Origin of the sequence: Bradyrhizobium sp. WSM1417, assembly GCF_000515415.1 — a bacterium.
Classification (GTDB): domain Bacteria; phylum Pseudomonadota; class Alphaproteobacteria; order Rhizobiales; family Xanthobacteraceae; genus Bradyrhizobium.
Genome location: NZ_KI911783.1, coordinates 5,884,917 through 5,897,591, shown reverse-complemented (window position 1 = coordinate 5,897,591; position 12,675 = coordinate 5,884,917). Strand labels below are relative to the sequence as shown.

Here is a 12,675-nt window from a genome sequence, read left to right as displayed (position 1 = left end):
CGGAATGGTCAGTTTTGCGAGCAGGAAGGCCCGGCAGCATGCCGTGATGTCCGAAGACTTCGAGCGCGAGCTGACGCGCGAAGTGCTGCGGACCGAACTCGTGCGGGTGAGGGCGCTGATCACGACGGGCTGCGTCATCGTCGTGTTCCTCACCGCGATCTATCTCGTCGATTCCTCCGTGGTGCAGCGGGTCTGGCGAGGCACGGAGGGGCTTGCCGAGGTCTATGGTCTCCTGACCGGCTTCATCCTGTTCGAAGTCTGGGTCCACAGCCAGATCAGGCGAAACCTCAAGCTCGACCGCGATCTGCCGGTGATCCGGCGCTATATCGGCGCGCTGATCGAGACCTCGCTGCCGACTGTCATCCTGATCCTGCAGATCCGCAGTATGGGCGCGAGCCAGGCGCTCGGCTTCGTCGTACCGCTGATCTATTTCATTTTCGTCATTCTTTCGACCCTGCGGCTCGACTTCTGGCTGTCCACCTTCACCGGCTTCGTCGCTGCGGGTGAGTTGCTCACCGTGGCGCTGATTTTCGATCCCGCCAGCGGGAGCGGCGAGCCGCAGATCTACTTCCACGCGGTGCGAAGCACCATCATCCTGATCTGCGGCGTGCTTGCAGGCGCGGTCGGTGCGCAACTCCGCCGCCAGTTCGCCGCCAGCATTGCCGCAGCGACCGCGCGCGACCGGGTGACCAACCTGTTCGGCCAGCACGTTTCGCCGCAGGTGGTGGAGCGGCTGATGGCGGCGGGCACGAGCGCCGCCGGCGACCTCCGCCGCGTCGCCGTGATGTTCGTCGACTTCCGCGGCTTCACCGCCGGCGCGCAGTCGCGGACCCCGCAGGAGGTGGTCGACCGGCTCGACGGCGCCTTCGCCGTGCTGGTCGACATCCTCGACCGTGAGGGTGGCATCGTGAACAAGTTTTTGGGCGACGGCTTTCTCGCCCTGTTCGGTGCGCCGCTGGAGACTTCCGACGCCGCGCACCGCGCGGTCGCCGCGGGCCGCGAGATGCTAACCGCGATGGAGCGCATCAACGCGCAGACGAGCTGGCCGCTCAGAATCGGAATCGGCATCCATTTCGGCGAGGTCGTGGCCGGCAATATCGGCTCGCCCCGGCGCAAGGAATACACCGTCATCGGCGACACCGTGAACTTCGCCTCCCGGCTGGAGGCGCTGAACAAGGAGTTCGGGTCCCAACTGTTGATCTCGGCGGCCGTTCGCGAGGCGCTGGGCGAGGACGGCAGCGATGCCGTCGCGCTCGGCGAGGTCCAGGTGCGCGGCTATGAGCAGAAGGTGCTCGTCTTTCAGCTGGGTTGAGGCCGCCTCCTGCGCGTTCAAATGTGAGTCGCGTTTCGTTGAAGGGGGGCGCGTTTCGTTGAAGGCGCGTGTGATGAAATATCTCTGCTAGCCTTTGGGTCTTGCATTGTGGAAGCCGCTTCTCGGCTTCCAACGCATCACCGCGATTGCTCCGATTGCACTCAATTTTGGGGCATGACGGACGATGCCGCCGGCTTGTAGAGTGCCGGCGACGCGGTCGATTGCGGCTGCGATTGCGTAAGGGAAATAAAGATGCAGCGCCGCTACATCACCGTCGACGTGTTCACCGATCGCGCCTTCGGCGGCAACCAGCTCGCCGTGGTGCTCGATGCCGGCGGGTTGTCGACCACGCAAATGCAGGCGATCGCGACCGAGTTCAACTATTCCGAGACGACTTTCGTGCTGCCGCCGCGCGACAAGGCGAACGATGCCGAGGTGCGCATCTTCACGCCTGTCAGGGAGCTTCCTTTCGCGGGCCATCCCAATGTCGGTACCGCCTTCGTGCTTGCGACGATCGCGAAGGAGCCGAAGCCGCGCCTGCGGTTCGAGGAGAAGGCGGGGCTGGTGCCGGTCGATATCTCGCGAGAGCAGGGCCGCGTGATCAGCACTGAGCTCACCGCGCCGCAACCTCTGGCGCGCCTGTCGCAATTGTCTGCCGCTGATGCCGCGAGCTGCATCTCGCTCAGTGCAGACGACATCAAGATCGACCGTCATGCGCCGCAGGTTGTCAGTGTTGGAACGCCGTTTCTGGTGATTGAGGTGCACTCGCGCGATGCGCTCAAACGGGCGAGGTCCGACGCGGCGGCCTTCGGCAAGGTATTTCCGTGCGACGGCGCCTTCGCGGCGTGGTTCTATACGCGCGATGTGCCCGCGGCGGAGGCGTCTTGCGAGCGGCAGGCGCGCATGTTCATGCGCGGCGCCAGCGGCCTCGCCGAGGATCCCGCCACCGGCAGCGCGACGGTCGCCGCGGCTGCGCTGTTCGCCGAGCTCGATCCTATCCGCGATGGCGAATTGAAGCTCACGGTCGGGCAGGGCTTTGACATGGGTCGGCCGAGCATCCTGCAGACGCGCGTGCGCAAGCAGGACAGCAAGATCGTCTCCGCCCATGTCGGCGGGCAATGCGTGCAGATGATGGAAGGGACGTTTAGGCTGGCGGGAGAAGGGTAACTCTCTGTTCCCGGCCATGACGGAGAGAGTCGTTCAGGCTTGCCGTCCCGCCAAATTCTTCACCGTTACCCCATCGCGCTCCTCGATGATCTCCGCGATCATCTGGCGGTGACAGTGGGTGTGATCGCGCTCGTAGCAAAGCAGACAGACCGGACCTGCTTTCTTCACTAGCGCCGAGAGTTCGTCCATCTGCTCCCTGGCCTCCGGCGTCTTCAGGTGCTTTGAGAAAACCTTCTCCAGCACATCGTATTGCCCGCTGCGGGCGGCGAGGCGGCCTTCCTTCGGCGTGCCGAGCGCTGCCAGATGGACATAGGCGATGCCGCGTTCGTCGAGCCCTGCGGCGAGCTGCCTCTTGGAAAAGCCGGGCCGGCGCGATGACGTCACCGCGCGCACGTCGACGACGAGCTTGACACCGGATCGCTCTAGCTCGTCCAATACGGCCTTGGGCGGCGTCTGCTCATAGCCGATGGTGAAGAGTTTTTTGGCCTTTGCCATGAGACACCTTCAGCGGAACACCTCAGCTCACCCGCGCGATCAGTTCCATGGCGCCGGCCGGCGCGCGCACCTTGCCCTCGTGGATGACATAGGCGAACACGTCGCGCGGCTCCTTCTTCGGCTTGGCCTTATCGACCTTCGGCAGGTCGTCGGGTTCGCTTCCCTCGGCCCAGTCCTGAAAGCGCTTGGCCCAGGCATCGAGCTGCTTCGGTGGATAGCAGGTCTTGATCTCGTCATTGCCTTTCTGCAGCCTGGCATAGACGAAATCGCCGGCGACGTCGGCGATCGCTGGATATTTGCCGTGCTCGGCGAACACGACCGGCGTCTCGAATTCGCGGATCAGCGCGACGAAATCCGGCGTGCAGAAACTGTCGTGACGGACCTCGACGACGTGGCGCAGGGCGCGTCCGTCGAGCTTGCGCGGCAACAGCTCGAGGAATTTGCCGAAATCGGCGCCGTCGAATTTCTTGGTCGGCGCGAACTGCCACAGCACCGGCCCAAGATGATCGCCGAGTTCCAGCACGCCGGAATCATAGAAACGTTTGATCGAATCCCCAGCCTCGGCCAGCACGCGCCGATTGGTGGCGAAGCGCGGCCCCTTGACCGAGAACACGAAACCATCAGGCACCTCGCTCGCCCATTTGCGAAAGCTCTCCGGTTTCTGCGAGCCATAATAGGTGCCGTTGATCTCGATCGAGGTCACCTTCGAGGCGGCGTAGGACAGCTCCTTGGCTTGCGTGAGCTTCTCCGGATAGAACACCCCGCGCCAGGGTTCGAAGGTCCAGCCGCCGATGCCGATGAAGATATTGCCGGATTTTTTGGACGCGGTTTTTGCTTTGGCCACGGGAGGATCTCGGATGACGGGAGGAGGGCCTCCATCCTAATCAAACCGGTTGTGATTGGCCAGTTGCGACGTCCCGTCTAAGCTCGCGACGGGATCTGCGAAAAATGGAGAACAAGATGCGGATGCTGATGGTGGGAGCGGCGCTCGTCATGATGACATCTGCTGCCATGATATCTTCAGTCATGGCCGACGATGACGATGCCAAGGGTGCGCAGAAGCTCGCCATGCAGGGCCGCGACGATTATTGGCATTGCCTGGCGCGGGAATATTCGCGCGACGGCAATCAGGGCCTGTCGGAACAGGATTTTGGCCGCTCCGTCGCCGGAGCCTGTCCGTCGGAGCGACAATACTACCGGGTGGCACTGCTCGATTATCTCACCACGCAATATCCAGATATTGATGCCGGCGCCCATCTCGCGACCGCGAACAGGGCGGTGGAGGCGGCGCAAAAGGACATCGTGATGGCCTTCGTCAAGCACAAGCCGCCGCAGAAATAGCCCCCTGGGCTGGCGCCTCCGGCAAGCCCTTCCGGCAGCGCGCTCATCCATGGTATTACTGAGCGCATCTGGAACAGGGATGGGTTTCCATGTCGTCTGAGTCGGTGGGGGGCATTTTGGGCGCGATCGTCGCGGCGATCGTGCTTGCGGTGGCCGTCGTTTTCGGGCCGATCGGCCAATACGGCAAGCCGCCCAGGCCCGCGAAAGTCGACCCGGCCGCCGTTACAGCGCCGGCGGCCCCTGCCGCGCCCGTGCCGCGAGGGCCGGTGATCAAGGAAGTCCCGAACCAATAAGGGCGTGAAAAAGGCCTCTTTCGCCCCTTGTAAAGCGGCGTTGCCGTTCCCATTTAGCCTCTAACGGCGACGTTGAGCGAAAAACTCCGGCGCTGGAACGACCTTGGAATAGCATAGGCTGCGCCGGATGTACGCGCGGCCCGCCGTTCCGGGGTCGTTGGCATTTTTGGGCCCCTTTTGGGCCGCTCCCCAGACAAACCCCGGCTCGCTGGCGCAAGTTCTTGTCAGCACAAGTTCTTGGCAGCACAGGACGCGGCGGATATACGCTGCCGTCATGAATGAAGCGATCAGACCGGGCTCCGACGTCCCACAAGCGGCTTTGCCGGCGCCCGAATTGTCGGTCGTCGTCCCGACCTTCAACGAGCGCGACAATGTCACGGTGCTGTACCGGCGGCTGGAGGCAGTGCTGGCCGGCATCGCTTGGGAGGTCGTGTTCGTCGACGATAATTCACCTGATGGCACCTGGGACGTCGTGCGCGCGCTGGCCCAGCGCGACAGCCGCGTGCGCTGTGTCCGCCGCATCGGCCGCCGCGGCCTGTCGGGGGCCTGCATCGAGGGCATCCTGGCCTCCAGCGCGCCCTATGCGGCCGTGATCGACGCCGATCTCCAGCACGACGAGACGCAACTGCCGAAGATGCTGTCGCTGCTCGCGAGCGGACAGGCCGAGCTCGTGGTCGGCAGCCGCTACATCGAGGGCTACAAGAGCGAAGGCTTCAACAAGCAGCGTGCCGGCGCCAGTGCACTGGCGACCGAGGTCGCAAGGAAGATGCTGCGGGTCGAGATCGCCGATCCCATGAGCGGCTTCTTCATGGTTCGCCGCGACCGTTTCGAGCAGCTGGCGCCGAAACTTTCCGTGCACGGCTTCAAGATCCTGCTCGACCTCGTCGCAAGCGCCAACGGCACCTTGCGCGCCATCGAAATCCCCTACACGTTCGGTGAGCGCCAGCACGGCGAAAGCAAGCTCGATTCCATGGTCGCGCTGGATTTTCTCGGCCTGGTGCTGGCGAAGTTCACCAACGATGCTGTCTCGTTACGCTTCCTGCTGTTCGCGATGGTCGGTGGGATCGGCCTCGTGGTGCATCTCACGACGCTGTTCATATCGCTCGAGCTGTTCAAGGAGCCGTTCGCGGAAGCGCAGGCCTCCGGCGCCATCGTCGCAATGACCAGCAATTTCGTCCTCAACAACTTCCTCACTTATCGCGACCAGCGGCTGAAGGGCTTTGCGCTGCTGCGCGGCCTGATCGCGTTCTACGTCGTGTGCAGCGTCGGCCTGCTCGCCAATGTCGGCGTCGCCTTCTCGGTCTATGACCAGGAGCCGATCTGGTGGCTTGCTGGTGCGGCCGGGGCGCTGATGGGCGTGGTGTGGAACTACGCGATGTCCGGACTGTTCGTCTGGCGCAAGAAATAGCTCACGATGGGCGGGGCTGACGCGCGGATCGTCCGCAATACGGCGCTGGTGATCCTTGCGCTGGTCGGCTTGCGGCTCGTCGCAGCCGCATTCACGCCGATCACCTTCGACGAAGCCTATTACTGGATGTGGTCGCAGAACCTCGCCGGGGGATATTACGACCACCCCCCGATGGTTGCCTACGTCATCCGCGCCGGCACCCTGATCGCCGGCGATACCGAACTCGGCGTCCGCCTGGTCTCGATCCTGCTCGCGCTGCCGATGAGCTATGCGGTCTATCGCTCCGCCGCGATCCTGTTCGGCGGTGCGCGGGTGGCGGCGACCAGCGCCATCCTGCTCAACGTGACGCTGCTGGCCTCGGTCGGCACGCTGATCGTCACGCCCGATGCGCCGCTTCTGGTTGCCTCCAGCTTCGTGCTGTTCTTTCTCGCGAAAGTGCTGGAGAGCGGCCGCGGCGTCTGGTGGCTCGCGGTCGGCGCAGCCGTCGGCGCGGCGCTCCTGTCGAAATACACCGCGATGTTTTTTGGGCTGGCGATCCTGATCTGGATCGCGGCCGTGCCGAAACTGCGGCACTGGTTTCTCTCACCCTGGCCGTATCTCGGCGGTTTCGTTGCGCTCGCGCTGTTCGCGCCGGTGATCCTCTGGAATGCCGATCATCAATGGGTCTCGTTCGCAAAGCAGCTCGGGCGCGCCAGGATCGAGGATTTTCGTCCGGTCTTCATTGCCGAGCTGATCCCGACCCAAATCGCGTTCGCAACCCCGCTGGTGTTCATCCTCGGCGCGATGGGGCTGCACGCGCTGACCTGGCGCCGGGCCGGCGCGCTGGCCTCGCGCGTGCTGATCGAGACGATGTTCTGGACCATCGTCATTTATTTCGTCTGGCATTCCCTGCATGCCCGCGTCGAGGCCAACTGGTTTGCGCCGGTCTATCCGCCCTTCGTCATCGCGGCGGCCGCCGCCACCAATCTCGTGCAGTGGAAGCCGCGTCAGCGCCGCCTGGTGGATTTCTGCCTGCGCTGGGCCGCACCCACCGGCATCGTGATGTTTTCCGCGCTGATCGTGCAGGCCAATACGGGCTGGCTGTCCGGCTATCGCCGCGATGCGACCGTGCGCAGCGTCGGCGTCGGCTGGCGCGAGCTCGCCGCCGAAATCGAAGCGGTGCGCACCCGCAATGGTGCAACCTGCGTGCTTGCGCCGGACTACGGCACGACGGGCTGGCTCGCCTTCTATCTGCCGCGCGGCAGCTGCGTGGCGCAGCAGAACCAGCGCATCCGCTGGGCCAACATGCCCGAGCCCGATCCAAAGCTGCTTGCGGGCAAGCTGATCTATGTCGACGAGCTGCGCTCTGACGGCCATCCCGCCGTCCACGACCTCTTTGCGAAGGTGACGCAGGTCGCGCAATTGCAGCGCAAGCGCGGCCCGCTCGTGATCGAGACTTATGCCATCGATCTGCTCGAAGGCGCCAAGGGCGACGTGCTGGATCGCTCGCCACCGCCGGAAGCGCGGTAGCTCTTCGTCGGGACGACGGCGAAGGTTCAGTCGATCATCTCGGCCTTGGTCGCGGCTTGGTTCGGCCTGTCCTGGTCGCGCCAGAACCAGACGGTCACGACGCCGGAGCGGCCGCGGACCTGCGTCAGCAGGGGGCCCGACAGAACGCCGTCGGGAGCGCCCTGGAAGTCGGCTGCATCCAGCAGCGTATCGCTGAGCGCGAGCCGCGCGCCGTTCTGGACGGCGACCTCCATCAACCGACTCGCGACGTTGACGGTGTCGCCCGTCGCCGTGATGTGCTGATGGTTTTCGCCGAGGCGAGAGGCGACGATCGGGCCGAAATGCGCGCCGATCTTGAAGCCGAGCTGATCCCGCATCGCAGGCGGCAACGATGCGATCCAGCGTTCGACGCCGCGATGCAGGTCGATCGCGCATTTCAGCGCGCGTGCGGCGTCGTCGGGCATCGCGCCGGGCAGGCCGAACAGGATCATGGCGCCGTCGCCGAGAAAGCCGCTGATCATGCCGCCGCAATCGACCGCGGTCTTCTCGATCAGCGCGTGAAACGCCTTCAGAATGTCCTGGAGTTCGCCCGGATCGATCCGCTCGCTCAGCGCCGTGAAGCCGGAGAGATCGATGAAGAGCATTGCTGCGTCCTGCCGGACGGGTGTTGACAGGAAGTTCGGATCGCGCGCCAGCCACTCCTGCACGGCCGGCGCCTGGAATTGCGCGAGCGACCGGCTCTTGGCGGCGAAATATTGCGTGCGGCGGCCTCCGGCCCACAATTGCACGCCAGCAAAGACCGCAACCGGCGGCACCGCGGCGGCGAGCGTGGTCGCGGCGTTCAGCCAGACGCCGTGCGTAAACGCGAACAGATTGAGGCCGGCCCAGGCGATCATCACCGCGGCCGCAGCGACGATGCCTAGCGCGCTGCGCCGCCAGGCGAGCAGGCCCACCAGCAGCATCGGCAACAGGATCGCGATGAGCGCGTCGGCGATGTGGACCTTGCGGTCGCGCACGATGCTGTCGCCGGCGACGAGATGGGTGATCGCGGTGGAGACCACTTCGACGCCGGGCATCAGGGAATCGAACGGCGTTGGGTAGAAATCACCGCCGCCGGCGACCGAGGCGCCGATCACGACGATCCGGTTCTCGATCGCCGCACGACTTAACGTGCCGTCGAAGATGCTTTGCGCGCTGACGGTGCGGATGGTCCGGCGCGGGCCGTAATAGGTGATCGGCAGCGCGAAGTCGGTATCGGTGGGCACTGCGCGGTCGCCGAGCATCAGATGGTCCGGCGCGATCGTCAGCGACTTGTCGAGCGCGCGCGCCGCGACCCGCAACGGGAATGACAGCTCGACCTTGTCGCTGGTCCGGAACAGCATCGGCACCGAAAGCGGCGAGCCAGACTGGCCGGTCGCAACGTTGACGACGCCGACCTCGGCATGATCGGCGAACGCCGGCAAGGGCAGCAGGAATCGTTCCGCCTGCGGTAGGGCGGCGAGGGGGCCTTGGCCGCTGGTCTCCACGGTCTCGCTGGCGGACGGGAAGATCGCCGCGGCGGCAAGGACCATGGGACCCGTAGCCAACGTATTTGCCAGCGTGGCGTCGCCGATCGCAGCGCTGCGGTCGACCAGCAGCAGGTCGATCGCGACGACCTTCGGCTTGAACTGCACGATGGTGTCGACGACGCGGGCGAGATCGGCGCGCGGCAACGGATAGCTGCCGCCGCGCTTCACGACGGTGTCGTCGATCGCGACGATGGTGACGAGATCGGGCGGGACCCGCACGCCGCGGACCTGCGTCCGCCAATCCGTTAGCGTCGCCTCGAGGCGATCGAGAAAGCGCAGACGACCGTTGGCGTGGCCGCCATAGATGCTCGCGCCCCACAGCGCGGTGAGGACGAGTGCCATCAGGATCTGAACGCGTCGGCTACTCATGTGGTCGTGTGCAATTTTCTCTATCGTCCAAATGCTGTTGGCCGAGCCCCGGTGATCCGAACTTATGGCCTAGTCTATTGACCTAGTCTTGTCATCAATGCGTCGACGCGCGGCTGACCCCATGTCTTCACCGTCAACGGGCCTGTCGCTTCCACATCGACGCCTTCGCCGCGGCCCAATACCACGCCGCGCCCGCCGCTCCTGCGGCTCACGCCGACACGACCGTCGGCGACGAACACGGACGTCTTGGCCTCTGCGACATCGACCGCCCATTTCGTGCCGCGCACCGCGGCGATCGCCTGCGGCGTCAGCACCTTGAAGGGGGTGCCGCCGGGCTTTTTGGGCACCTCGACCAGCAGTGCTTTGCTGCTCAACTCCACGGAGTCTATATGTCCGTCGCGGTTGGCGTCCTTAAGTTTAAATCTGGCGCCGCTTTCCGCAACGATCGTGATGCCGTTGTCGCAGCGCCAGGTCTGCGTACCGGCAGCAGACGGCGCCGCCGTACAGCCAACATTGGCAGCAGGCTGGGCAATCGCATGTCCGATCAACAGAAACGACCCCGCCAGAGTGAAAAACCCTGCGCGCACGAACTCTCTCATGCCAGCCTCCGTTTGCGTGCTCGGCACAGTTCAAGGCGATGTTGATACGGCACCGTATCACACGCGGAGGCTGCTGAAAAGTGCCGCTCTCGCAGCTATTTCCTTGCTGCGGCCTTTTCCAGCCTGCCGCGATCAACTTTCGGTCAAGGCGCAGTGCCGCGCGAGCGCCCGGTGCGATGCGCGAGCGGCGTGCCACGAGAGGTGGAAGCGGGCTATTGCGCACCAGCCTCACGCAATGATTCCCCGTTAACGTCCGGGTATTGGAGACCACGAAAACGACTTGGTTGGTGCGTTTAGAGATGCGGCCGGGGACGTCCGATGACGGTGCCGAACCGGCCGAGAATTATGGTTAACAGCTTCGCCTAAGTCCGTACTTCTGCGGGCTTTTATCTCGAAATGGGACGACGTGAACGGGTTGCCTCACATCCGCCCGAACTTAATCCGCATTTAACTAAAAGTGGCCCTAATGACGCTCCGACCCTCTGCGAAATGCTGTTCCCGGATCGTGACCAGCGGCGCTTCGAAGGGGGACTGAGTGACACCGTTCTGGACGCAAGGCGAATGAGTACGAGTATCGCTGCGCAAGGCATCGCGGCACGAAAGTCCAAAGGGTTCTCGAGCACTTCTTATCGGAAGCCTTCCCGGAAAATGACCACCCAAAACGTGCTTGGCGCCGCCGTGATCGGCTGCGTCGTGATTGGCGCCGGCTGGACCATCTACAGCAACATCTTTGCCGCCAGCGTCTATCCGACCGTCGGCAGCAGCGGCTACGACGAGCCCGTGATCAAACGGGCGCCCAGGCTCGCGCTGCGCGAGGCCGGTGAGGCCGTCAAGGACGCCTTTGCGCTCTTGCCCGACCGCTTGCAGGTGGCAGCGCCGATCTCGCGCGAGATGTTCAATGATCGCTTTGCCGCGGCTGCGACCCAAGGCGTGACATCGAATGCGGCCAGCGCCGCACCCGCAACCAAGGTCGCCGAAGCCAAGGACGCGCCGAAGCCGAGCGTAATCGCGAGGGTCGCGGAAGTCCTGAAGCCAGGTCCCGCCAAGATCGCTGATGCTGCGAAGTCCAAGCGCGGCGCTGACGCGCCGGTGCAGCTGGCCTCGGCAGATCCGGCCGAGATCGTGCCGGCGCCTGAGGCGAAGCCAAAATCGATTGCCGATCGCGCCAAGGCTGCGGTGATGTCGATTACCGGACCGCGCCAGTCGATGGTGGAAAAGCTCTGGGGCAAGCGCGAGCCGTCCGGCGGGCTGCTCGCCTATGCCTCGGCCGACGCCAGCGTGACCGCGTCCATCGCGCCGAGGGAGCAGAACCCCATGCTCGGTGGTTCGGCGCCCTATGAGCGCGACACCGCGGTCTACGACATCTCCGCTAAAACGGTTTACTTGCCCGACGGCACCAAACTCGAGGCGCATTCCGGCCTCGGCTCCAACCTCGACGACCCGCGCTCCTCGCGCGTCCGCATGCGCGGCGTGACGCCGCCGCACATCTACACGCTGAAGCCGCGCGAGGCACTGTTTCACGGCGTGCCTGCGCTGCGCCTGACCCCGATTGGCGGCGAGAGCGCGATCTACGGCCGCGACGGCCTGCTCGCGCACACCTTCATGCTCGGGCCAAACGGCGATTCCAACGGCTGCGTGTCGTTCAAGGATTATTACGCGTTCCTCGACGCCTACCGCAACAAGGGCATCCGCAAGCTCGCGGTGCTGGCGCGGGTGGACTAGCTTCAGTCAATTCGAGATCACGCAAAAGGGCCGCTTGCAGCGGCCCTTTTCTGTTTCGCTCGCGGGTGCGTTTTAGCCCGGCCAGCACTGCCCGCCGCCGTCGATCCGCAGCACCTGACCGGAAACGAAGGCGCCCATGGGACCGGCGAAAAACTCGACAACGCGCGCGACCTCGTCGACGGTCGCGATGCGGTCGAGTGTGCCGGTCTCGACCATTCGATCCGGGTCCACCGCGCGCGTGCCGAGAAAGCGGCCGGTACGGGTATCCCCGGGCGCGATGCAATTGACGGCGATGTCGTAGGGGCGGAGCTGGTCGGCCAGGCATCGCGTGTAATGGGTCACCCCGGCCTTCGACACCGCATAGATCGAGCCCTGGGTACGCCCCTTGAACGCGGCGACGGAGCCAAGCGTGACGATGCGGCCGCGCCGGCGCTCCATCATGCCGCGCGCGACCGCCTGGCATGTCAGGATGGTGGAGAGCAGATTGCGCTCCAGCACCGCGCGCACATCCGCCTCCTTGATGTTCACCGCATCGTTCGGATCGGGCTTGCCGCCGCCAGCCGCGATATCGCCGCCGGCATTGTGCACGAGGATGTCGATCGGGCCGAGTGCCGCTTCGGTCTCCGCGATGACGCGTGCGATGTCCTCGCCCTTGGTGAGATCGCCGAGCACGCGCTGGCTGCGAACGCCGAATTCGCGGCCGATCTCGGCGGCGACCGCGGTAAGCGTGGTGCCCTCGCCATACTCGGCCGGCCCGTTCTCACGCATGCCGTGGATAGCGACGTCAGCGCCGAGCGCGGCAAGCTTCTCTGCAAAAGCGCGGCCGAGCCCGCGTCCCGCGCCGGTCACCAGCGCAACTTTGCCTGCCAGAAGCTTGTTGGTGTCATGCGATGTCATGATCTTGTTCCTGTTG

At 64.8% G+C, this 12,675-nt stretch carries 12 protein-coding genes; 7 read left to right on the top strand and 5 right to left on the bottom strand.

Annotated features, from left to right (window positions below; all coding sequences use genetic code 11):
- Positions 1-4: 4 nt before the first annotated feature.
- On the top strand, positions 5-1,312 hold the full coding sequence (locus tag BRA1417_RS0129005) for an adenylate/guanylate cyclase domain-containing protein (RefSeq protein ID WP_027518786.1): 1,308 nt from the start codon (positions 5-7) through the stop codon (positions 1,310-1,312).
- A gap of 252 nt (positions 1,313-1,564) precedes the next feature.
- Positions 1,565-2,479, top strand: coding sequence for a PhzF family phenazine biosynthesis protein (locus tag BRA1417_RS0129000; protein ID WP_027518785.1), 915 nt, complete (start codon positions 1,565-1,567; stop codon positions 2,477-2,479).
- Positions 2,480-2,512: 33 nt separating this feature from the next.
- On the opposite strand, the gene BRA1417_RS0128995 is transcribed toward BRA1417_RS0129000, so the two are convergent.
- Positions 2,513-2,974, bottom strand: coding sequence for a DUF488 family protein (locus BRA1417_RS0128995; protein ID WP_027518784.1), 462 nt, complete (start codon positions 2,972-2,974; stop codon positions 2,513-2,515).
- A gap of 22 nt (positions 2,975-2,996) precedes the next feature.
- Positions 2,997-3,818 (bottom strand): DUF72 domain-containing protein, encoded by an 822-nt coding sequence (locus BRA1417_RS0128990; protein ID WP_027518783.1) that lies wholly within the window; start codon positions 3,816-3,818, stop codon positions 2,997-2,999.
- Between the two features lie 116 nt (positions 3,819-3,934).
- Between BRA1417_RS0128990 and BRA1417_RS0128985 the strand changes: the two genes are divergently transcribed.
- The 4 genes from BRA1417_RS0128985 to BRA1417_RS0128970 all read left to right on the top strand — a co-directional run bounded on the left by BRA1417_RS0128985 (position 3,935) and on the right by BRA1417_RS0128970 (position 7,525).
- Positions 3,935-4,315, top strand: a complete 381-nt coding sequence (locus BRA1417_RS0128985) for a hypothetical protein (protein WP_027518782.1) — start codon at positions 3,935-3,937, stop codon at positions 4,313-4,315.
- 89 nt (positions 4,316-4,404) lie between these two features.
- Positions 4,405-4,608 (top strand): hypothetical protein, encoded by a 204-nt coding sequence (locus tag BRA1417_RS0128980; RefSeq protein ID WP_027518781.1) that lies wholly within the window; start codon positions 4,405-4,407, stop codon positions 4,606-4,608.
- A gap of 274 nt (positions 4,609-4,882) precedes the next feature.
- Positions 4,883-6,016, top strand: coding sequence for a glycosyltransferase family 2 protein (locus BRA1417_RS0128975; RefSeq protein ID WP_027518780.1), 1,134 nt, complete (start codon positions 4,883-4,885; stop codon positions 6,014-6,016).
- Between the two features lie 6 nt (positions 6,017-6,022).
- Positions 6,023-7,525 carry a glycosyltransferase family 39 protein gene (locus BRA1417_RS0128970; protein ID WP_027518779.1) on the top strand — a complete coding sequence of 501 codons (1,503 nt, stop codon included), beginning with the start codon at positions 6,023-6,025 and terminating at the stop codon, positions 7,523-7,525.
- Positions 7,526-7,551: 26 nt separating this feature from the next.
- On the opposite strand, the gene BRA1417_RS0128965 is transcribed toward BRA1417_RS0128970, so the two are convergent.
- Both BRA1417_RS0128965 and BRA1417_RS0128960 read right to left on the bottom strand, forming a co-directional pair.
- On the bottom strand, positions 7,552-9,441 hold the full coding sequence (locus BRA1417_RS0128965) for a CHASE2 domain-containing protein (RefSeq protein WP_027518778.1): 1,890 nt from the start codon (positions 9,439-9,441) through the stop codon (positions 7,552-7,554).
- Between the two features lie 74 nt (positions 9,442-9,515).
- Positions 9,516-10,040 carry a FecR domain-containing protein gene (locus BRA1417_RS0128960; protein ID WP_027518777.1) on the bottom strand — a complete coding sequence of 175 codons (525 nt, stop codon included), beginning with the start codon at positions 10,038-10,040 and terminating at the stop codon, positions 9,516-9,518.
- Between the two features lie 648 nt (positions 10,041-10,688).
- Here BRA1417_RS0128960 and BRA1417_RS0128955 point away from each other — a divergent pair.
- Positions 10,689-11,762 carry a DUF2778 domain-containing protein gene (locus BRA1417_RS0128955; protein ID WP_027518776.1) on the top strand — a complete coding sequence of 358 codons (1,074 nt, stop codon included), beginning with the start codon at positions 10,689-10,691 and terminating at the stop codon, positions 11,760-11,762.
- Positions 11,763-11,834: 72 nt separating this feature from the next.
- On the opposite strand, the gene BRA1417_RS0128950 is transcribed toward BRA1417_RS0128955, so the two are convergent.
- Positions 11,835-12,659, bottom strand: coding sequence for an SDR family NAD(P)-dependent oxidoreductase (locus tag BRA1417_RS0128950; protein WP_027518775.1), 825 nt, complete (start codon positions 12,657-12,659; stop codon positions 11,835-11,837).
- Between the last annotated feature and the right edge of the window lie 16 nt (positions 12,660-12,675).

What these genes read in the sequence shown, in the direction of transcription:
- BRA1417_RS0128975 (WP_027518780.1), top strand. Translation starts at nt 4,883, where the DNA reads ATGAATGAAGCGATCAGACCGGGCTCCGACGTCCCACAAGCGGCTTTG.
- BRA1417_RS0128995 (WP_027518784.1), bottom strand. Translation starts at nt 2,974, where the DNA reads ATGGCAAAGGCCAAAAAACTCTTCACCATCGGCTATGAGCAGACGCCG.
- BRA1417_RS0128950 (WP_027518775.1), bottom strand. Translation starts at nt 12,659, where the DNA reads ATGACATCGCATGACACCAACAAGCTTCTGGCAGGCAAAGTTGCGCTG.
- BRA1417_RS0128980 (WP_027518781.1), top strand. Translation starts at nt 4,405, where the DNA reads ATGTCGTCTGAGTCGGTGGGGGGCATTTTGGGCGCGATCGTCGCGGCG.
- BRA1417_RS0128970 (WP_027518779.1), top strand. Translation starts at nt 6,023, where the DNA reads ATGGGCGGGGCTGACGCGCGGATCGTCCGCAATACGGCGCTGGTGATC.
- BRA1417_RS0128955 (WP_027518776.1), top strand. Translation starts at nt 10,689, where the DNA reads ATGACCACCCAAAACGTGCTTGGCGCCGCCGTGATCGGCTGCGTCGTG.
- BRA1417_RS0128965 (WP_027518778.1), bottom strand. Translation starts at nt 9,441, where the DNA reads ATGAGTAGCCGACGCGTTCAGATCCTGATGGCACTCGTCCTCACCGCG.
- BRA1417_RS0128985 (WP_027518782.1), top strand. Translation starts at nt 3,935, where the DNA reads ATGCGGATGCTGATGGTGGGAGCGGCGCTCGTCATGATGACATCTGCT.
- BRA1417_RS0129000 (WP_027518785.1), top strand. Translation starts at nt 1,565, where the DNA reads ATGCAGCGCCGCTACATCACCGTCGACGTGTTCACCGATCGCGCCTTC.
- BRA1417_RS0129005 (WP_027518786.1), top strand. Translation starts at nt 5, where the DNA reads ATGGTCAGTTTTGCGAGCAGGAAGGCCCGGCAGCATGCCGTGATGTCC.
- BRA1417_RS0128960 (WP_027518777.1), bottom strand. Translation starts at nt 10,040, where the DNA reads ATGAGAGAGTTCGTGCGCGCAGGGTTTTTCACTCTGGCGGGGTCGTTT.